Below are 19,153 nucleotides of genomic sequence, written 5' to 3'. Positions count from 1 at the left end.
CATTTGGCTCTCGATGCCTGATGCGACGCTGGCGCGTCTTATCATGCCTACATATTTTTCATATTTTACATCCGGCAACCACCGTTTACCCCGTCACCACTTCACCCGCCGGTGGCGTTTCCAGCAGTTCCAGCATAGTACGGGCAATTTCACGTTCACCCATCACTACCTGATTCGCGCCACGTTCGGTGATATACGTCACTTCATCGTCATAATGGGCGCGGGCGATAATCTCAATATCCGGGTTTTTCGCGCGGGCAGACGCCACAATCTCACCCGCTTCATAACCGTTGGGGATCGTCAGGATCAGCCATTTTGCACATTCCAGATGTGCCAGTTGCATAATTTCTTCGTTCGCTGCATTGCCCAATACAGCGCGGACCCCACGCTCTCGCAGCTCATCAACACGGGTTCGTGACGTCTCAATCACCACCAGCGGAATATCAGAGGCGAGCAATTTCTCCCCCAGCAGGCTGCCTACACGACCGTAACCCACCAATAGCGCATGGTTGCAAATATCCACTGGGATCTGTTTCTCTTCTTCGATTGCCTCTTCCAGCGTCTGCTCTTCCAGCGTTTCGGTCTTCGCCAGATATTTCTCCAGTAGTGCGAACAGTACCGGGTTGAGCATAATCGACAGGATCGCCCCTGCCAGTACCAGGTTTTGTCCGGCCTGCGGCAGTAAATTCAATGCCATTCCCAGTCCCGCCAGGATAAACGCGAACTCACCAATCTGCGCCAGGCTGGCGGCGATGGTTAATGCCGTACGTTGGGAGTGACCAAACAGACGGACAAGGAACAGGGCCGCGACCGATTTACCAAACAGAATAATTGCCAGCGTCGCCAGCACTGCCAGCGGTTGCTGAATCAGAATTAACGGATCAAACAACATCCCGACTGAGACAAAAAACAGCACCGCAAACGCGTCGCGCAATGGCAACGTATCGTGGGCGGCACGGTGACTCAATTCAGACTCGTTCAGTACCATCCCGGCAAAGAACGCACCGAGTGCAAAGGAGACATCAAACAGCTCTACCGCACCAAAGGCAATCCCTAACGCCAGCGCCAGCACTGACAGGGTAAACAGCTCGCGAGAACCGGTTGCCGCGCTGCGTGCCATAATCCACGGCACCAGACGGCGACCTACCAGCATCATAATGGCGATAAATGCGATCACCTTGCCGATGGTGATCCCCATATCGACTGCAAGAGTGGCAAAGCCCACATCGCCCTGTTCCATCATTCCTGCCACTGCGGGCAGCAACACCAGCGTCAGAACCATCACCAGGTCTTCCACAATCAACCAACCGATGGCGATTTGCCCACGCTGACTGTCTATTAATTGCCGTTCTTCAAGTGCGCGCAGTAACACCACGGTACTGGCGGTGGAAAGACATAAGCCGAACACGATACCGGTCATTAACGACCAGCCCAGCACGGCGGAGAGCGCCATACCCAGCAGCGTCGCCACGGCTATCTGGGCGATCGCGCCGGGAATGGCGATGGACTTTACCGCCATCAAATCCTTGAGCGAAAAATGCAAACCGACGCCGAACATCAGCAAAATAACGCCCAGTTCAGCCAGTTCCGGCGCAAGCTTGGTATCGGCAACAAAGCCCGGAGTGAATGGTCCTGCCAGCACACCCGCTAACAGATATCCCACCAGAGGAGAAATACGTAGTTTATTGGCCAGCATGCCGAGGATAAAGGCGAGCACAAGGCCGCCAACAATGGTGGTGATAAGCGGGGTGGCGTGATGCATTCCGTCTCCTTTTCCTGGTGGTTATTGTCCATTTTTGGCCGGGAAAACCAAAATTACAGGTAATAGTTTATGACAATTTCATTGATGATGTTTATGAATAATTGTTGAATTTTGCAGAAAAATGGAATTAGCTGCAAAAAAAGCACGGATCGGAAAACAGAAGGCGGTTTAACAGAGGAAAGGCTTATGGCGACTGTAAAACGATGCAGCCAAAGTTTGCCTTTGGCTGCAATGAAATCAGTCTTTATGCCGGTTATCAGGCAGGAATATGGTCAACATCCCCAATAGTGGCAGGAAAGCACAGATTTTATAGACTAACTCGATGCTGGTGTGATCGGCGATAAGCCCCAGAACTGCCGCTCCCAGACCTCCCATGCCGAAAGCAAAACCGAAAAAGAGTCCAGAAACCATACCGATACGTCCCGGAAGTAGCTCCTGAGCGTAGACCAGAATGGCAGAGAATGCCGAAGCGAGGATAAATCCAATAATCACCGTTAAAACCCCCGTCCAGTGCAGGCGGGCGTAGGGTAAAATCAGCGTAAACGGCGCAACGCCGAGGATAGAGCCCCAAATCACATATTTCCGTCCAATTTTATCCCCTACAGGCCCGCCGATCACCGTACCTGCCGCAACGGCAAACAGGAAGGCAAACAGATGAAGCTGGGCATTCTGGATAGATAATCCGAATTTTTGCATCAGATAAAAGGTGTAATAGCTGCTGATGCTCGCCATATAGAAATATTTCGAGAAAATGAGGATTAACAGAATGCTGACTGCCAGTACCACTTTGTTGCGCGGCAGTGGATTGATTATCGTCGCTTTGGGTTTTCCTTTATTCATTCGGTGCTGTGCCGAGTACCAACGGCTAATTTGCGCCAACACCACGATCGCCAGCAGTGCCGCAAGCACAAACCAGGCAACGTTGCCTTTGCCATAAGGCGCGATAATCACCGCCGCCAGCAAGGGTCCCAGGGAACTGCCAAAGTTGCCGCCGACCTGAAAGATAGATTGCGCCAGGCCATGCCGCCCGCCGGAAGCCATACGGGCTACGCGAGAAGATTCCGGATGAAAGACCGATGAACCGGTACCGACCAGCGCCGCCGCCAGCAGAACTGCGCCAAAACTGCCCGCCAGCGCAAGCAGCACCAGACCACTTAAGGTAAAGCACATGCCAATTGGCAACGACCACGGCATCGGATATTTATCGGTCCAGTAGCCGACCACTGGTTGCAGTAGCGAAGAGGCGAGCTGGAAGGTGAGGGTTATCATGCCAATCTGCATAAATGTCAGAGAAAATTCTGACTGAAGCAGCGGATAAATCGCCAGAATCAGCGATTGGATCATGTCGTTCAGCAGATGTGAGAGGCTGATAGCACCTAAAATACCAAACGATGTTCGGGCCTTGGTCGTTGACGCAGCCGCGCCCGCCACAGGCTGGGTTTGTTCACTCATTGCCATAGGAAAGTCACTTTTTCAGGGTTGCGATGTAAAGAATGATCTTATTTGTGATTATTACCCGACTAACATACCTGTATGCGTCGTCTGAAGGAAGTCTCAACGCCGAATACAGAATTTCTAATCTGGATGCAGATTTATCTTCACCGGACGCAGACTTGTCTATGATGTCGCGTCATACTATTTTTCAACACGTTGAAATCAGATCAGGGAGAGAAGTATGAAATTATTGCAGCGGGGCGTGGCGTTAGCGCTGTTAACCACATTTACACTGGCGAGTGAAACTGCTCTGGCGTATGAGCAGGATAAAACCTACAAAATTACAGTTCTGCATACCAATGATCATCATGGGCATTTTTGGCGCAATGAATATGGCGAATATGGTCTGGCGGCGCAAAAAACGCTGGTGGATGGTATCCGCAAAGAGGTTGCGGCTGAAGGCGGTAGCGTGCTGCTACTTTCCGGTGGCGACATTAACACTGGCGTGCCCGAGTCTGACTTACAGGATGCCGAACCTGATTTTCGCGGTATGAATCTGGTGGGCTATGACGCGATGGCGATCGGTAATCATGAATTTGATAATCCGCTCACCGTATTACGCCAGCAGGAAAAGTGGGCCAAGTTCCCGTTGCTTTCCGCGAATATCTACCAGAAAAGTACTGGCGAGCGCCTGTTTAAACCGTGGGCGCTGTTTAAGCGTCAGGATCTGAAAATTGCCGTTATTGGGCTGACAACCGATGACACAGCAAAAATTGGTAACCCGGAATACTTCACTGATATCGAATTTCGTAAGCCCGCCGATGAAGCGAAGCTGGTGATTCAGGAGCTGCAACAGACAGAAAAGCCAGACATTATTATCGCGGCGACCCATATGGGGCATTACGATAATGGTGAGCACGGCTCTAACGCACCGGGCGATGTGGAGATGGCACGCGCGCTGCCTGCCGGATCGCTGGCGATGATCGTCGGTGGTCACTCGCAAGATCCGGTCTGCATGGCGGCAGAAAACAAAAAACAGGTCGATTACGTGCCGGGTACGCCATGCAAACCAGATCAACAAAACGGCATCTGGATTGTGCAGGCGCATGAGTGGGGCAAATACGTGGGACGGGCTGATTTTGAGTTTCGTAATGGCGAAATGAAAATGGTTAACTACCAGCTGATTCCGGTGAACCTGAAGAAGAAAGTGACCTGGGAAGACGGGAAAAGCGAGCGCGTGCTTTACACTCCTGAAATCGCTGAAAACCAGCAAATGATCTCGCTGTTATCACCGTTCCAGAACAAAGGCAAAGCGAAGCTGGAAGTGAAAATAGGCGAAACCAATGGTCGTCTGGAAGGCGATCGTGACAAAGTGCGTTTTGTACAGACCAATATGGGGCGGTGGATTCTGGCAGCCCAAATGGATCGCACTGGTGCCGACTTTGCGGTGATGAGCGGAGGCGGAATTCGTGATTCTATCGAAGCAGGCGATATCAGCTATAAAAACGTGCTGAAAGTGCAGCCATTCGGCAATGTGGTGGTGTATGCCGACATGACCGGTAAAGAGGTGATTGATTACCTGACCGCCGTCGCGCAGATGAAGCCAGATTCAGGTGCCTACCCGCAATTTGCCAACGTTAGCTTTGTGGCGAAAGACGGCAAACTGAACGACCTTAAAATCAAAGGCGAACCGGTCGATCCGGCGAAAACTTACCGTATGGCGACATTAAACTTCAATGCCACCGGCGGTGATGGATATCCGCGCCTTGATAACAAACCGGGCTATGTGAATACCGGCTTTATTGATGCCGAAGTGCTGAAAGCGTATATCCAGAAAAGCTCGCCGCTGGATGTGAGTGTTTATGAACCGAAAGGTGAGGTGAGCTGGCAGTAATCCGAAAGTGCCGGATGTTTGCATCCGGCACAATGCTTAATCGCGGCGGGCGATATCAGCAAATTTGGCATCGAGGATCTTTGCCAGATCGCCTGCCGCCAGTTCGATATCCAGTCCGCGCTTGCCGCCGGAAACATAAATAGTGGCAAATTCTTGTGCAGGGGCGTCGATAATCGTTGGCAGACGTTTTTTCTGCCCCAGTGGGCTAATCCCCCCAACCAGGTATCCCGTCGAACGCTGCGCGACCATCGGATCGGCCATCTCAACTTTCTTGGCACCCAGCGCTTTTGCTACTTTTTTAAGATCCAGTTGACCTGCGACCGGCGTAACGGCCACGGCAAGGTGTTTCATATCACCGTTCACTGCCACCAGCAGCGTTTTGTAGACCTGATCCGGATTCAAACCTAATTTTTTGACGACTTCATCGCCAAAATTGGTTTCAGCCGGATCGTGCTCGTAGGTATGGATTTGAAACGAAATCTTGTTTTTTTCGAGTAATTTAACTGCGGGTGTCATGGTAATTTTCCTGCCTTAAACAAAAAAACGAAGCAAGCATACGCCTGATGGCGGTCCAAAAAAAAGAGTCATCTTGCCTAAGAGTATTGGCAGGATGGTGAGATTGAGCGACAATCGAGTTACACCGTCGCTTAAAGTGACGGCATAATAATAAAAAAATGAAATTCCTCTTTGACAGGCCAATAGCGATATTGGCCATTTTTTTAGCGCAACATTTGCGGCAAATTCCCTTCTCCATACAGGTGTAGTGCACCGACCGCGACCACATATCGCCCCGGCGGCATGGCGCGTAATTTATCCCGCCAGGCGAGATTTCGCTGATGCATCAGCACATCGTACAGCGACTGACTGAACGTATTGGGCAGCGTTATATCATTATTTTGCGGCGGTGCATTCAGCCACCAGCTCATCATTTGTTGCAGCAACCGTGCGTTGGTATGCCAGTGGGTCAGCGTATCGTCCAGCAGCGCCAGTCCTTTGTCAGGGAGCTGGAGCAACATGGCAATCTGGTTTTCAGCCCCTTCCAGTTCAATCACGGGTTTATGTTGTTGCTTCGCCGCCTGCAATAGCTGGTAATCGATACCGTATTCTGCCCGCAGCCCCAGTTTTTGTGCCTGCGTCGCCTGAAGAACCATCGCGATTTGCCACAGCGGTTGGGTAGAAAAGAGTGAGGGAGAAATGTCCATCTCCTGGCTAATGTGCTGCAGGTTTTGGAGTTGCTCCTCGCTAATGCGCTCTTCCAGCGCCTCGCAGGCAGGCAAATTAGCAAAAGGCGTATCGCTGGTGGAAACATCCGCCTCGACGATCAGCGCATCGGCGTTTTTGAGCTTTTTGAGCAAACGGGTGGGCAGGGGAGCCATATCGTGGCTACCCATATGAATACTGCCAATCAGATGAAAATGGCGATTGCCGGGGAGGGTGATATCGATGGCAGGCCAGGTGTAATGATTACCGCGCAGCGCGGCCCAAAGCGTTTTTACCCGGTACAACAGATCCATACGACCTCCCTTTGTGAAATATCATGCTAGCGCGCGGTGAGGGATGGCGCAAATGGAGTTGGGGACTTGTTTAATGTGTTTGTATGATTCAGTATGTTCTTGCATCGCTATTCACAGGGAAGCAACAGTTAAAAACCATGAAACAGGCAACAAGAAAACCGACGACACCCGGAGATATTCTTCTCTATGAATATCTGGAACCGCTCGATTTGAAAATCAATGAGTTAGCAGAGTTGCTGCATGTTCATCGTAATCGCGTCAGTGCACTGATCAATAACAATCGTAAACTCACCACTGAGATGGCATTCCGTCTGGCGAAAGTTTTTGATACCACAGTCGATTTTAGGCTAAACCTCCAGGCGGCAGTTGATCTTTGGGAAGTTGAAAACAACATGCGCACCCAGGAAGAATTGGGACGGATTGAAACAGTGGCTGAATATTTGGCACGCCGTGAAGAGCGTGCAAAAAAGGTCGCGTAAGGCCAAAACATCGCTTCATCTCGTAGGCCGGATAAGGCGTTCACGCCGCATCCGGCATCCGAGCACCATTGCCTGATGCGACGCTTACGCGTCTTATCAGGCCTACAAACCTGTGCCTGAACTGTAGGCCGGATAAGGCGTTTACGCCGCATCCGGCAGTCATGCGTCGATGCCAAATGCGCCGCCCTAAAGCAGCGCATCCGCAATGACGTACTTATTCCTTCGGTTTAAACCGCAGCAACCGGTTGGCGTTACTCACTACGGTAATCGACGAGAGCGCCATTGCCGCTCCGGCAACTACCGGGTTAAGCAGTGTTCCAGTAAACGGCCACAAAATACCGGCGGCGACCGGAATACCGATGCTGTTGTAGATAAAGGCACCGAGCAGGTTCTGCTTCATGTTGCGCAGCGTTGCGCGGGAAATCGCGAGCGCATCCGCAACGCCCATCAGGCTATGGCGCATCAGGGTAATCGCCGCGGTTTCAATGGCAACATCACTGCCGCCACCCATCGCAATGCCGACATCCGCCTGGGCCAGCGCTGGCGCGTCGTTAATGCCGTCGCCCACCATTGCCACCTGACGTCCTTCACTTTGCAGACGTTTGATCGCTTCGGCTTTACCGTCCGGCAGCACTCCGGCAATCACTTCATCAATTCCAGCTTCTTTGGCGATCGCATTGGCGGTGGTTGGGTTATCCCCGGTCAACATCACCAGACGATATCCCGCTTTATGCAGGCGTTGCAGCGCCGCCACGCTATCACTACGCAACGGATCGCGTACAGCCAGCAGGGCTACTGCTTTCCCGTCAATCGCCAGCAGCACAGGCGTTGCTCCTTGCGATGCCTGAGCTGAAATATCGGCTTCAATCGCTTTAGTATCGACTTGCTGATCATTTAACAACGCCTGATTACCCAGCAATAACGCATGACCTTCTGCTTCACCGCTCACGCCCAGCCCGCGCAATGTGCGGAAACCGTTGACCTGCGGTAGCTGCATATCGCCTGCTTTATCAAGGATCGCTCGTGCCAATGGATGGCTGGAACCTTGCTCCAGCGCCGCCGCCAGACGCAGCGCCTGCGCTTCGTCAACATCAGCAAATGTTTTCACTGCGACAACCTGCGGCTTCCCTTCGGTCAGCGTCCCGGTTTTATCGAACACGACGGTATCGAGTGTACTGGCGCGTTGCAGCGCGTCGGCGTCCCGCACCAGCACGCCAAACTCAGCCGCCCGCCCGACGCCGGAAATAATCGACATCGGCGTCGCCAGTCCCAGCGCACACGGGCAGGCGATAATCAGCACCGTAGTGGCAATCACCAGGGTATAGACAATCTGTGGTGCCGGACCAAAGAAATACCAGATTGCCGCACTGACAAGCGCAATAACCACTACTACCGGCACAAATACGGCTGAGATTTTATCCGCCAGCTGACCGATTTCTGGCTTGCTGCTCTGGGCCTGGCGCACCATGCGAATGATCCTTGATAGCGTGGTATGGCTGCCAACCGCACTGGCACGAAACAGCACACTGCCGTCCTGTACCACTGTCCCGGCATGGACGCTATCGCCTTCGCCTTTTTGCTGCGGGATTGGTTCGCCCGTCAGCATCGCTTCATCCAGCCATGCTTCGCCCTGGGTAATCTCGCCATCTACCGGCACGCGATCGCCGGTCGTCAGGCGCAGCAACATACCTGGCTGCACTTCTGCCAGAGGCACGCTTTTTTCACCTTCGTCAGTAACCAGGCGCGCCGTCAGTGGGGTTAAATCGAGTAATTTCTCCAGTGCCTTAGAAGAACGCTGACGTGCGCGTGCTTCCAGCATATGGCCGAGATTGATCAGACCGATAATCATCGCACTGGCTTCATAGTAAAGATGTCGCGCTTCCATCGGGAACCACTGCGGCCACAGGTTGACGCTCATCGAATAGAGCCACGCCACGCCCGTTCCCAGCGCCACCAGCGTATCCATCGTCGCTGCACCGTTCAGCAGGCTTTTCCATGCACTGCGGTAAAAATGGCCGCCGGCGAAAACCATCACCGCCAGGGTTATCAGGCCGATAACCAACCACAGGCTGCGGTTGTCGGCGGTGACCATCATGTTATCGCCGATCATCCCCCAGACCATCACCGGGATACCCACCGCCAGTGCGACAATTGCCTGCCAGCGGAAGCGCTTCATCGTAGCGACGGCGGTTTCTTGCTGGCGTTCGCGGCGTTTCGCGTCATCTTCAATCGCTTCCGCGCCGTAGCCCGCTTTTTCCACCGCCTGCACTAAATCTTGTGGGGAGGCACTGCCCATCACCAGCGCAGTACGCTCCGCCAGGTTTACCCGTGCCTGAGTAACGCCCGGTACGCTTTGCAGCGCATTTTGTACGCGGGTGACACAGCTGGCGCAGCTCATGCCGCTCAGCAGCAACTGCTGGCTGTCATCGTCATCGGCGGTCGCTGCCGGAAGCGCCTCAGAAACCGCTGTCAGTGCTTCCGACGGGATTGATGACTCCGCCAGCGGTTTAGCCTTTGGGTGGCTTACAGATGCGTCATAACCCGCTTGTTTGATGGTTTCGATCAGCTGTTCTGCACTGGCAGTCCCGGTAACGTGCGCTTCAGTGATAGACACATCCGCTTGTTCCACATCCGGGCGCTGTTCAAGACTTTCTTTCACGCGTTTAACGCAGTGACCGCAGGACAGGCCGTCCAGGTTCAGGTCGATAGTTTGTGACATAAAACACTCCTTTAAGACAGTTTTGACTGGCTGTGATAAAGGTTAAACCTTCCAGCAAGGGGAAGGTCAAGAAATTAATAAACCAGGCGGGTAAAAGTCCGTAAAGATTAAAAAATCGGCTCGATTTGCATCAGGATTAGACATTTATTTCTTTGTTTTCCTGTAGTTAAGTTGCGGGTGCTAAGTTAAATCAGGATGCCTGAAAATCGGCACCGGGGTGAGGAATTACCTCCCGCATCTATAAAAAGGAGTTAACAAAAGATGTTAGATGCAAACAAATTACAGCAGGCAGTGGATCAGGCTTACACCCAATTTCACTCACTTAACGGCGGACAAAATGCCGATTACATTCCCTTTCTGGCGAATGTACCAGGTCAACTGGCGGCAGTGGCTATCGTGACCTGCGATGGCAACGTCTATAGTGCGGGTGACAGTGATTACCGCTTTGCACTGGAATCCATCTCTAAAGTCTGTACGTTAGCCCTTGCGTTAGAAGATGTCGGCCCGCAGGCGGTACAGGACAAAATTGGCGCTGACCCGACCGGATTGCCCTTTAACTCAGTTATCGCCTTAGAGTTGCATGGCGGCAAACCGCTTTCGCCACTGGTAAATGCTGGCGCTATTGCCACCACCAGCCTGATTAACGCTGAAAACGCCGAACAACGCTGGCAGCGAATTTTACATATCCAACAGCAACTGGCTGGTGAGCAGGTAGCGCTCTCTGACGAAGTCAACCAGTCGGAACAAACAACCAACTTCCATAACCGGGCCATTGCCTGGCTGCTGTACTCCGCCGGATATCTCTATTGTGATGCAATGGAAGCCTGTGACGTGTACACCCGTCAGTGCTCTACGCTCATCAATACTGTTGAACTGGCAACGCTTGGCGCGACGCTGGCGGCGGGTGGTGTGAATCCGTTGACGCATAAACGCGTTCTTCAGGCCGACAACGTGCCGTACATTCTGGCCGAAATGATGATGGAAGGGCTGTATGGTCGCTCCGGTGACTGGGCGTATCGCGTTGGTTTACCGGGCAAAAGCGGTGTAGGTGGCGGTATTCTGGCGGTCGTCCCTGGCGTGATGGGAATTGCCGCGTTCTCACCACCGCTGGACGAAGAAGGCAATAGTGTTCGCGGTCAAAAAATGGTGGCATCGGTCGCTAAGCAACTCGGCTATAACGTGTTTAAGGGCTGATCATGATGAACACGGAAGGTAATAACGGTAACAAACCCCTCGGTCTATGGAACGTCGTTTCCATCGGTATTGGGGCAATGGTGGGGGCGGGGATCTTCGCGCTGCTGGGGCAGGCTGCGTTGCTAATGGAAGCCTCGACCTGGGGCGCCTTTGCTTTTGGCGGTATTGTGGCGATGTTTTCCGGTTATGCCTATGCGCGTCTGGGGGCGAGCTATCCCAGCAATGGCGGTATTATCGACTTTTTTCGTCGCGGATTAGGCAACGGCGTCTTTTCGCTAGCGCTCTCGTTGCTATATCTGTTGACGCTGGCGGTGAGCATCGCCATGGTTGCCCGTGCTTTTGGCGCTTATGCCGTGCAGTTTTTGCATGAAGGCAGCCAGGAGGAGCACCTTATTTTGCTCTACGCGTTGGGGATCATTGCGGTGATGACGCTTTTCAACTCCTTAAGCAACCATGCGGTAGGGCGGCTGGAAGTGATCCTCGTCGGCATTAAAATGATGATCCTGTTATTGCTGATTATTGCCGGTGTCTGGTCGCTGCAACCGGCGCATATTTCCTTCTCTGCGCCCCCCAGCTCCGGTGCGTTCTTCTCCTGTATTGGGATAACCTTCCTTGCCTATGCGGGCTTTGGCATGATGGCGAACGCGGCGGATAAAGTGAAAGATCCGCAGGTCATTATGCCACGGGCGTTTCTGGTGGCGATTGGCGTTACCACGTTGCTTTATATCTCGCTGGCGCTGGTTTTGCTTAGCGATGTATCGGCATTAGAGTTAGAAAAATATGCTGATACCGCCGTAGCGCAGGCTGCTTCTCCGCTGCTCGGGTATGTGGGTTATGTGATCGTCGTCATCGGCGCTTTACTGGCGACGGCTTCAGGCATTAACGCGAACCTGTTCGCCGTGTTTAACATCATGGACAACATGGGCAGCGAACGCGAACTGCCGAAGCTAATGAATAAAACCCTGTGGCGGCAGAGTACCTGGGGCAACATCATCGTCGTGGTGTTGATAATGCTGATGACGGCGGCGCTAAATTTAGACTCACTCGCCAGCGTTGCCAGCGCCACCTTTTTGATCTGCTATCTGGCGGTGTTTGTGGTGGCGATCCGCCTGCGTCATGATATTCACGCCTCGTTGCCGATTCTTATCGTTGGTACGTTGGTGATGTTGTTGGTGATCGTTGGCTTTATCTACAGCCTGTGGTCCCAGGGCAGCCGTGCGTTGATATGGATTATTGGTGCAATCTTACTCAGCCTTATTGTGGCAATGGTCATGAAGCGTAATAAAACCGTATAACACCTCTCTGTGCGCAGTACTTCCTGTATTATTGTGGTGGCGGTCGATATTCGCACTGGCAAAAAAACGTGCTTGAATATCTGTTGAAACCCTTTAACAAAGCACAGGAGGCGTTGCGCGAACGATGAACATCAGCGATGTAGCAAAAATTACCGGCCTGACCAGCAAAGCCATTCGCTTCTATGAAGAGAAGGGGCTGGTGACGCCGCCGATGCGCAGCGAAAACGGTTATCGCACCTACACGCAGCAGCATCTCAACGAACTGACCTTACTGCGCCAGGCACGGCAGGTGGGCTTTAACCTGGAAGAGAGCGGCGAGCTGGTGAATCTGTTTAACGACCCGCAGCGGCACAGCGCCGACGTCAAACGGCGCACGCTGGAGAAGGTGGCGGAGATCGAACGACACATTGAGGAGCTGCAATCCATGCGCGACCAGCTGCTGGCACTGGCGAATGCCTGCCCTGGCGATGACAGTGCCGACTGCCCGATTATCGAAAATCTCTCCGGCTGCTGTCATCATCGGGCAGGGTGATTAAGACGAGACGGCTCGGATATGTAGGGTTATCCCTTCTATCGCAATGACTTCAACATGCGTACCTGCACCGAGATCCTCGCTGGCGCTGACAGGCCATGAACTGTCACCGACGCGCATATGACCGCGCCCGTTGACCAGCGGAGATTCCAGCACAAAACGTCGGCCAATCAGCTGCTGCCCGCGCTGGTTTAAATGACTATCGCTGTGCTTTTGTTCGCGCACCCGCCGCGACAACCATTTCCACCACAGCCAGGCGGCGAGCAGCGTCAGGATGGCAAACATTACCCCTTGCCACTCCCAACCCAGCGGCACCAGCCAGACCACCAGGCCGGTAATCACCGCTGCCACGCCGCTCCACAACAAATAACCATTTCCGCCCAGCATCTCGGCTGCCAGCAGCAACCCGCCGAGACTGAGCCAGAAAATATGTGGATGAACGACCATTAACTCCATCATGGCTGAGTCCGTTTGTTGGCGCTGTCTTTCACCAGCTCGGCAATCCCGGCAATCGACCCCATCAGGCTGCTGGCCTCTAATGGCATCATCACTACTTTGCTGTTACTGGAGGAACCGATCTGCTGTAACGCTTCGGTGTATTTTTGCGCTACGAAGTAGTTCACCGCCTGAATATCACCGGAGGCGATAGCTTCAGACACCATTTTGGTGGCGCGGGCTTCTGCTTCGGCGGAACGTTCACGCGCTTCAGCCTGTAAAAACGCCGACTGACGTTCGCCTTCCGCTTTCAGGATTTGCGACTGTTTTTCACCTTCGGCTTTGAGGATTTCCGCCTGACGGATTCCTTCCGCTTCAAGAATGTAAGCGCGTTTGGTACGTTCCGCTTTCATCTGCGCGTTCATTGAAGAGATAAGCTCTGCCGGTGGGCGCACGTCGCGAATTTCAATACGGGTGACTTTAATCCCCCACGGGTTGGTGGCTTCATCGACAATACGCAGCAGGCGTGAGTTGATGCTGTCGCGCTGAGAGAGCATTTCGTCAAGTTCCATTGAACCCAACACGGTACGGATGTTAGTCATGGTCAGGTTGATGATCGCCAGCTCCAGATTGCTGACTTCATAGGCAGCGCGTGGCGCGTCAATCACCTGAATAAAACAGACTGCGTCGATGGTAACGTTGGCGTTATCTTTCGAGATAACTTCCTGGGAAGGGATATCGAGCACTTGCTCCATCATATTGATCTTGCGACCAATGCGATCCATAAACGGCACCACCAGACTGAGCCCCGGCTGTAACGTTTTGGTATAGCGACCAAAACGTTCTACCGTCCATTGATAGCCCTGCGGCACGATTTTGACGCCCGCGCCGACAATGACCAGCGCGACAAAAATGAGAATCGGGATAAAGATAAGCATCGGAAAAACCTCCTGTTGTACCGTCCATAATCAGCAAAATTGCTGCTTGATTAAACAAATTATACCTGATTACTGAAAGAGAGTTCCCCCTTATTCCTGCGAAGGATAAACTGTTTTTAGTAAAAATCAGAAAAAGGGAACAGCGATGCAGGAAAATAGTCCTTTGCTTCAGCTACAAAACGTAGGATATCTGGCGGGTGATACGAAGATTCTTAATAACATCAATTTTTCGCTGCGTGCTGGCGAATTTAAGTTAATTACCGGTCCTTCTGGTTGTGGCAAAAGTACGCTGCTAAAAATAGTTGCTTCATTGATCAGCCCAACCAGCGGAACGTTACTGTTTGAAGGTGAGGATGTCAGCACACTAAAACCAGAAATCTACCGCCAGCAAGTCTCTTACTGCGCCCAGACGCCGACGCTGTTTGGCGATACGGTATACGATAATCTGATCTTTCCCTGGCAGATCCGTAACCAGCAGCCTGACCCGGCCATTTTTCTCGATTTTCTCGAACGCTTCGCTTTGCCGGACAGCATTTTGACGAAGAATATCGCCGAGCTATCTGGTGGTGAAAAACAACGCATCTCATTGATTCGTAACCTGCAATTTATGCCGAAGGTTTTATTGCTGGATGAAATAACCAGTGCGCTGGATGAAAGTAATAAACATAACGTCAATGAGATGATCCATCGTTATGTGCGCGAGCAAAATATTGCCGTGCTGTGGGTGACACACGATAAAGACGAAATTAATCATGCGGATAAAGTGATTACACTGCAACCGCATGCCGGAGAAATGCAGGAAGCACGCTATGAACTCGCATAATATTACTAACGAATCATTAGCACTGGCATTAATGCTGGTGGTGGTGGCAATCTTAATTAGCCATAAAGAAAAACTGGCGCTGGAGAAAGATATTCTCTGGAGCGTCGGGCGAGCGATAATTCAGCTGATTATTGTCGGCTATGTGCTGAAGTATATTTTCAGCGTGGATGATGCCAGCCTGACATTATTGATGGTGTTATTTATCTGCTTTAATGCGGCGTGGAACGCGCAAAAACGCAGTAAATATATTGCTAAAGCTTTTATCTCATCGTTTATTGCCATTACGGTCGGGGCGGGAATTACCCTGGCGGTGCTGATTCTCTCAGGGTCGATTGAATTTATCCCGATGCAGGTGATCCCTGTCGCCGGGATGATTGCCGGTAACGCCATGGTAGCGGTGGGGTTGTGTTACAACAATTTAGGGCAACGGGTCATTAGCGAACAGCAACAGATTCAGGAGAAACTGAGTCTTGGCGCGACGCCGAAGCAGGCTTCAGCGATATTGATTCGCGACAGTATTCGCGCGGCTTTAATTCCGACGGTCGATTCAGCAAAAACGGTTGGCTTAGTGAGTTTACCAGGAATGATGTCCGGGCTGATATTTGCCGGGATTGATCCGGTGAAGGCGATTAAATATCAGATTATGGTGACCTTTATGCTGCTCTCAACCGCCAGCTTGTCGACCATTATTGCCTGCTATTTAACCTATCGTAAGTTTTATAATTCGCGCCACCAGTTGGTGGTGACTCAATTGAAGAAGAAATGATGCGATGCCGGATGCGCAGCATCGCATCCGGCGTTGTGGTTCATGTGCCGAACAACGGAATATCAATACAACAATGCATACAGCTGGCGGCGATACTTCGACGCCAGTGCATCACCCGTACCCAGCGCAGCGAGGATCTCCTGGAACGTTTTACGCGTCTGACCGTCTGCGGCGGTGAGATCTTTACGCAGATGCCCGAACAGCAACTCCAGCGCCTCTTCATTGCGCCCAACCTGATGCAGTTGCAGCGCCAGTTGCGTCGCCAGTGCGGCATCTTCTGGATTCTCCGCCACCTGCTGTTGCAACTGTTGAATTTCCGGCTTATCAGCCGCCTGCTTCAGCAGTTCGATTTGCGCTACCAGCCCCTGGTAGCGGGTGTCCTGATCCTGCAACGGAATGGTTTTCAGCACCGCTTCCGCATCTTCAGAACGGTTCAGCGCAATCAGCGTTTCTGCCAGCAGCAGGCCGATCTCCCCGTTCTGATTCGACAACTGCCAGGCGTCTTTCAGCAATGGCAGGGCATCGGTGTAATTGCCTTCCTGCATCAGTTGCATCGCCTGCTGCGCTTTCAGCTCTTCTTCGCGCGGCAGCACTTTATCCAGCAGGGCGCGGATCGCCTCTTCCGGTTGCGGCCCCTGGAAGCCATCTACCGGTTGCCCGTTCTGGAACAGATACACGGTCGGAATCGCGCGCAGACCAAACTGGGCGGCAATCATCTGCTCCGCGTCGCAGTCCAGCTTCGCCAGAATAAATTGCCCGTTGTACTGCGCCGCGAGGCTTTCCAGGATCGGGGTTAACTGCAAACAGTGCTGGCTACGTTCAGACCAAAAATAGAACAGCACCGGAGTGGTCATCGACTGTTCAAGAACCTGTTGCAGGTTAGATTCGTTAATGTTGACAATATTTTCTACGGACATGGAGTCGCTCTCTGTTGTCGATATTTTCTTTGACATGGGGGCTTAAGCGCGCGCTTCAACTCACCCCTGCAATATTTTGTCCATCACGCGCCCAGGCAGCAGGCGCTCGAGCACCATTACTGCCCAGGTCACCAGCGTTACCGGATAGCGCATCTTCGGCTTCTCGCTAATAAAAGCATGGCGCACTTTGTCGACCACCGCTTCCGGTCCCAACGTAAAGCGGGCGGCGATGCCGGGATTTTCGACTGGTTTATCACTTTGCGTCTGGTTGACGTTGTCGGTGAAGCGAGTACGAATGGGACCGGGTTCGATCAGGCTGACTTTAATTCCGCTGTGGCGTAGCTCCATGCGCAGCGCGTCTGACCACGCCTCCAGCGCATATTTACTGGCCGCGTAAGCGCCACGACCCGGCGTGGAGATTAATCCCATCACCGATGATGTCATCACAATACGCCCTTCACCGTGCGGTAACATCGCGGGTAACAGGCGCATGGTGAGCTGGTGTGCGCCGAAAAAGTTGGCGGAAAACTGCTGTTCCATCTGCGCACGGCTGATGGTGGAAAGGGGGCCATACATGCCGAATCCGGCATTGTTAAAGATCCCATACAGACAATTATCGGTCAGGGCGATCACCTCGTCTGCTGCGCGATTAACACTTTCTGGTGAATCCAGATCGATCAACACGCCGGTAAATCCCATGTTGTTCATACGCTCAACATCATTCGGTTTTCGGCAACCTGCCAGCACATGAAAACCCTGGCGTTTTAATTCGAGCGCGCTTTCCAGGCCAATTCCACTGGAACATCCGGTAATTAAGACCGATTTTTGCATAACTTTACCTGTCAGGATCTCCGTTGCTTTATGAGTCATGATTTACTAAAGGCTGCAACTGCTTCGCCATCCAGTCGGCAATAAACGGCTGGGCGTCGCGGTTGGGATGAATACCGTCATCCTGCATCCATTGTGGCTTGAGGTAGACCTCTTCCATAAAAAAGGGCAGCAGCGGAACATCAAACTCTTTGGCGAATTTGGGGTAAATGGCGCTAAAGGCTTCATTATAACGGCGACCATAGTTTGCAGGCAGACGTATTTGCATTAACAATGGTTCAGCGTTGGCGGCTTTGACATCCTGCAAAATCTGGCGCAGCGTTTGCTCGGTTTGCTGTGGCTGAAAACCACGCAAACCATCATTGCCGCCCAGTTCAACCAGCACCCAACGCGGCTGATGCTGTTTGAGCAGAGCCGGAAGGCGCGCCAGCCCTTGTTGCGAGGTGTCGCCGCTGATGCTGGCATTAACTACCGACGTTTTACTCTGCCACTTATCATTCAACAAGGCAGGCCAGGCCGCGCTGGCAGACATTCGATACCCGGCGCTCAGGCTATCACCCAGAATCAATAACGTGTCCGCTGCGGCGGCACGGAAGGTTAACAGGACCAGGAACAGGAAGGGCAAATGCCAGCGGAAAACATTGTTGAAGTTCATCATCTTAAGAAGTCCGTCGGTCAGGGGGAGCATGAACTCTCCATCCTCACCGGAGTTGAGCTGGTTGTCAAACGTGGCGAGACCATCGCACTGGTGGGCGAGTCGGGATCGGGTAAGTCAACCTTGCTGGCGATCCTCGCCGGGCTTGATGACGGCAGCAGTGGCGAAGTGAGTCTGGTGGGACAACCGCTACATAATATGGACGAAGAAGCGCGGGCAAAGTTGCGCGCGAAGCACGTCGGCTTTGTTTTTCAGTCATTTATGTTAATTCCTACCCTTAACGCGCTGGAAAACGTCGAGCTTCCGGCTCTGCTGCGCGGTGAGAGTAGCGCGGAAAGTCGTAACGGGGCGAAAGCGTTGCTCGAACAGTTAGGGCTGGGTAAACGTCTGGATCATCTTCCGGCACAGCTTTCCGGCGGTGAACAGCAACGAGTGGCGCTGGCACGAGCCTTTAATGGTCGACCTGATGTGCTGTTTGCCGACGAACCCACCGGCAACCTTGACCGCCAGACGGGCGATAAAATTGCCGACCTGCTGTTTTCCCTCAACCGTGAACATGGCACCACGTTGATTATGGTGACCCACGACCTGCAACTGGCGGCACGCTGCGACCGCTGCTTACGGCTGGTGAACGGGCAGTTGCAGGAGGAAGCATGATTGCACGTTGGTTCTGGCGCGAATGGCGTTCGCCGTCGCTATTAATTGTCTGGCTGGCGCTAAGCCTGGCGGTGGCCTGCGTGCTGGCGCTGGGCAATATCAGCGATCGCATGGAGAAGGGCTTAAGCCAGCAAAGCCGTGAGTTTATGGCGGGCGATCGGGCGTTGCGCAGTTCACGCGAAGTGCCGCAAGCGTGGCTGGAGGAAGCGCAAAAGCGCGGCCTGAAAGTCGGCAAGCAGCTGACTTTCGCCACAATGACCTTTGCAGGCGACACACCGCAGCTGGCGAACGTCAAAGCGGTGGATGATATC

18 protein-coding genes and 2 pseudogenes are annotated in these 19,153 nt (G+C 52.8%); 10 read left to right on the top strand and 10 right to left on the bottom strand.

The window, feature by feature from the left end; genetic code table 11:
• Positions 1-85: 85 nt before the first annotated feature.
• Both ybaL and fsr read right to left on the bottom strand, forming a co-directional pair.
• Positions 86-1,762 (bottom strand): YbaL family putative K(+) efflux transporter, encoded by a 1,677-nt coding sequence (gene ybaL / locus ACUU1M_RS05220; RefSeq protein ID WP_000546255.1) that lies wholly within the window; start codon positions 1,760-1,762, stop codon positions 86-88.
• Between the two features lie 237 nt (positions 1,763-1,999).
• Positions 2,000-3,220 carry a fosmidomycin MFS transporter gene (gene fsr / locus ACUU1M_RS05215; RefSeq protein ID WP_001251629.1) on the bottom strand — a complete coding sequence of 407 codons (1,221 nt, stop codon included), beginning with the start codon at positions 3,218-3,220 and terminating at the stop codon, positions 2,000-2,002.
• Positions 3,221-3,437: 217 nt separating this feature from the next.
• Between fsr and ushA the strand changes: the two genes are divergently transcribed.
• A complete protein-coding gene (gene ushA / locus ACUU1M_RS05210) occupies positions 3,438-5,090 on the top strand; it encodes a bifunctional UDP-sugar hydrolase/5'-nucleotidase (RefSeq protein ID WP_000771743.1) in 1,653 nt (550 codons plus the stop codon).
• A gap of 36 nt (positions 5,091-5,126) precedes the next feature.
• Here the strand turns inward: ushA and ybaK are convergent, their stop codons facing one another.
• Together ybaK and ACUU1M_RS05200 are read right to left on the bottom strand one after the other, a co-directional pair.
• Entirely contained in the window at positions 5,127-5,606 is a 480-nt protein-coding gene (gene ybaK, locus ACUU1M_RS05205; RefSeq protein WP_000186631.1) for a Cys-tRNA(Pro)/Cys-tRNA(Cys) deacylase YbaK, read from the bottom strand.
• Positions 5,607-5,809: 203 nt separating this feature from the next.
• Entirely contained in the window at positions 5,810-6,604 is a 795-nt protein-coding gene (locus ACUU1M_RS05200) for a TraB/GumN family protein (protein WP_000365170.1), read from the bottom strand.
• A 137-nt stretch (positions 6,605-6,741) separates the two neighbouring features.
• Between ACUU1M_RS05200 and ACUU1M_RS05195 the strand changes: the two genes are divergently transcribed.
• Complete coding sequence (locus ACUU1M_RS05195; protein WP_005066557.1) at positions 6,742-7,083, top strand: HigA family addiction module antitoxin; 342 nt, start codon at positions 6,742-6,744, stop codon at positions 7,081-7,083.
• A gap of 214 nt (positions 7,084-7,297) precedes the next feature.
• Here ACUU1M_RS05195 and copA read toward each other — a convergent pair whose 3' ends face one another.
• Positions 7,298-9,802 carry a copper-exporting P-type ATPase CopA gene (gene copA / locus ACUU1M_RS05190; protein WP_000083888.1) on the bottom strand — a complete coding sequence of 835 codons (2,505 nt, stop codon included), beginning with the start codon at positions 9,800-9,802 and terminating at the stop codon, positions 7,298-7,300.
• 261 nt (positions 9,803-10,063) lie between these two features.
• Here copA and glsA point away from each other — a divergent pair, with 261 nt between their 5' ends.
• From glsA to cueR, 4 genes and pseudogenes are all read left to right on the top strand, one after another.
• Positions 10,064-10,996 (top strand): glutaminase A, encoded by a 933-nt coding sequence (glsA, locus tag ACUU1M_RS05185; protein WP_000883028.1) that lies wholly within the window; start codon positions 10,064-10,066, stop codon positions 10,994-10,996.
• Between the two features lie 2 nt (positions 10,997-10,998).
• Positions 10,999-12,291, top strand: coding sequence for an APC family permease (locus ACUU1M_RS05180; protein WP_000982147.1), 1,293 nt, complete (start codon positions 10,999-11,001; stop codon positions 12,289-12,291).
• 30 nt (positions 12,292-12,321) lie between these two features.
• Positions 12,322-12,419: pseudogene (locus ACUU1M_RS05175) on the top strand (hypothetical protein); the annotation flags it as partial.
• Positions 12,416-12,823, top strand: a complete 408-nt coding sequence (cueR, locus tag ACUU1M_RS05170) for a Cu(I)-responsive transcriptional regulator (RefSeq protein ID WP_001026747.1) — start codon at positions 12,416-12,418, stop codon at positions 12,821-12,823. The pseudogene ACUU1M_RS05175 and the gene cueR, both read left to right, overlap by 4 nt.
• Here the strand turns inward: cueR and ACUU1M_RS05165 are convergent, their stop codons facing one another.
• Together ACUU1M_RS05165 and ACUU1M_RS05160 are read right to left on the bottom strand one after the other, a co-directional pair.
• A complete protein-coding gene (locus tag ACUU1M_RS05165) occupies positions 12,824-13,282 on the bottom strand; it encodes an NfeD family protein (protein ID WP_000970323.1) in 459 nt (152 codons plus the stop codon).
• Complete coding sequence (locus ACUU1M_RS05160) at positions 13,279-14,196, bottom strand: SPFH domain-containing protein (protein WP_000904502.1); 918 nt, start codon at positions 14,194-14,196, stop codon at positions 13,279-13,281. The genes ACUU1M_RS05165 and ACUU1M_RS05160 overlap by 4 nt, the downstream gene beginning before the upstream one ends.
• 145 nt (positions 14,197-14,341) lie before the next feature.
• Here ACUU1M_RS05160 and fetA point away from each other — a divergent pair, with 145 nt between their 5' ends.
• Positions 14,342-15,019 carry an iron efflux ABC transporter ATP-binding subunit FetA gene (gene fetA / locus ACUU1M_RS05155; RefSeq protein ID WP_001157551.1) on the top strand — a complete coding sequence of 226 codons (678 nt, stop codon included), beginning with the start codon at positions 14,342-14,344 and terminating at the stop codon, positions 15,017-15,019.
• A complete protein-coding gene (fetB, locus tag ACUU1M_RS05150; protein WP_005066564.1) occupies positions 15,006-15,785 on the top strand; it encodes an iron efflux ABC transporter permease subunit FetB in 780 nt (259 codons plus the stop codon). Before fetA ends, fetB begins: the two co-directional genes overlap by 14 nt.
• Positions 15,786-15,847: 62 nt before the next feature.
• Here the strand turns inward: fetB and cnoX are convergent, their stop codons facing one another.
• Genes cnoX through tesA form a run of 3 tightly spaced genes read right to left on the bottom strand, consistent with a single transcriptional unit; the run spans position 15,848 to position 18,185 of the window.
• Entirely contained in the window at positions 15,848-16,702 is an 855-nt protein-coding gene (gene cnoX, locus ACUU1M_RS05145) for a chaperedoxin (protein WP_005052961.1), read from the bottom strand.
• 60 nt (positions 16,703-16,762) lie between these two features.
• The gene (gene ybbO, locus ACUU1M_RS05140; RefSeq protein WP_000148969.1) at positions 16,763-17,572 is read right to left on the bottom strand and encodes an NADP(+)-dependent aldehyde reductase; all 810 of its coding nucleotides are present in this window, start codon (positions 17,570-17,572) and stop codon (positions 16,763-16,765) included.
• The gene (gene tesA, locus ACUU1M_RS05135; RefSeq protein ID WP_005073094.1) at positions 17,562-18,185 is read right to left on the bottom strand and encodes a multifunctional acyl-CoA thioesterase I/protease I/lysophospholipase L1; all 624 of its coding nucleotides are present in this window, start codon (positions 18,183-18,185) and stop codon (positions 17,562-17,564) included. Before tesA ends, ybbO begins: the two co-directional genes overlap by 11 nt.
• Between tesA and ybbA the strand changes: the two genes are divergently transcribed.
• Together ybbA and ACUU1M_RS05125 are read left to right on the top strand one after the other, a co-directional pair.
• Complete coding sequence (gene ybbA / locus ACUU1M_RS05130) at positions 18,156-18,842, top strand: putative ABC transporter ATP-binding protein YbbA (protein WP_001110573.1); 687 nt, start codon at positions 18,156-18,158, stop codon at positions 18,840-18,842. The two genes, tesA and ybbA, sit on opposite strands and share 30 nt — an antisense overlap.
• Positions 18,839-19,153 (top strand): annotated as a pseudogene (locus tag ACUU1M_RS05125) (putative ABC transporter permease subunit YbbP); the annotation flags it as partial. The gene ybbA and the pseudogene ACUU1M_RS05125, both read left to right, overlap by 4 nt.

The organism is Shigella sp. SIG6 (assembly GCF_053555815.1).
This window is presented reverse-complemented; position numbering and strand designations above follow the sequence as displayed.

Bases quoted from the DNA above. Each gene is read 5' to 3' on its own strand.
- ybaL (WP_000546255.1), bottom strand. From the start codon at position 1,762: ATGCATCACGCCACCCCGCTTATCACCACCATTGTTGGCGGCCTTGTG.
- fsr (WP_001251629.1), bottom strand. From the start codon at position 3,220: ATGGCAATGAGTGAACAAACCCAGCCTGTGGCGGGCGCGGCTGCGTCA.
- ushA (WP_000771743.1), top strand. From the start codon at position 3,438: ATGAAATTATTGCAGCGGGGCGTGGCGTTAGCGCTGTTAACCACATTT.
- ybaK (WP_000186631.1), bottom strand. From the start codon at position 5,606: ATGACACCCGCAGTTAAATTACTCGAAAAAAACAAGATTTCGTTTCAA.
- ACUU1M_RS05200 (WP_000365170.1), bottom strand. From the start codon at position 6,604: ATGGATCTGTTGTACCGGGTAAAAACGCTTTGGGCCGCGCTGCGCGGT.
- ACUU1M_RS05195 (WP_005066557.1), top strand. From the start codon at position 6,742: ATGAAACAGGCAACAAGAAAACCGACGACACCCGGAGATATTCTTCTC.
- copA (WP_000083888.1), bottom strand. From the start codon at position 9,802: ATGTCACAAACTATCGACCTGAACCTGGACGGCCTGTCCTGCGGTCAC.
- glsA (WP_000883028.1), top strand. From the start codon at position 10,064: ATGTTAGATGCAAACAAATTACAGCAGGCAGTGGATCAGGCTTACACC.
- ACUU1M_RS05180 (WP_000982147.1), top strand. From the start codon at position 10,999: ATGATGAACACGGAAGGTAATAACGGTAACAAACCCCTCGGTCTATGG.
- cueR (WP_001026747.1), top strand. From the start codon at position 12,416: ATGAACATCAGCGATGTAGCAAAAATTACCGGCCTGACCAGCAAAGCC.
- ACUU1M_RS05165 (WP_000970323.1), bottom strand. From the start codon at position 13,282: ATGATGGAGTTAATGGTCGTTCATCCACATATTTTCTGGCTCAGTCTC.
- ACUU1M_RS05160 (WP_000904502.1), bottom strand. From the start codon at position 14,196: ATGCTTATCTTTATCCCGATTCTCATTTTTGTCGCGCTGGTCATTGTC.
- fetA (WP_001157551.1), top strand. From the start codon at position 14,342: ATGCAGGAAAATAGTCCTTTGCTTCAGCTACAAAACGTAGGATATCTG.
- fetB (WP_005066564.1), top strand. From the start codon at position 15,006: ATGAACTCGCATAATATTACTAACGAATCATTAGCACTGGCATTAATG.
- cnoX (WP_005052961.1), bottom strand. From the start codon at position 16,702: ATGTCCGTAGAAAATATTGTCAACATTAACGAATCTAACCTGCAACAG.
- ybbO (WP_000148969.1), bottom strand. From the start codon at position 17,572: ATGACTCATAAAGCAACGGAGATCCTGACAGGTAAAGTTATGCAAAAA.
- ybbA (WP_001110573.1), top strand. From the start codon at position 18,156: ATGCCAGCGGAAAACATTGTTGAAGTTCATCATCTTAAGAAGTCCGTC.
- tesA (WP_005073094.1), bottom strand. From the start codon at position 18,185: ATGAACTTCAACAATGTTTTCCGCTGGCATTTGCCCTTCCTGTTCCTG.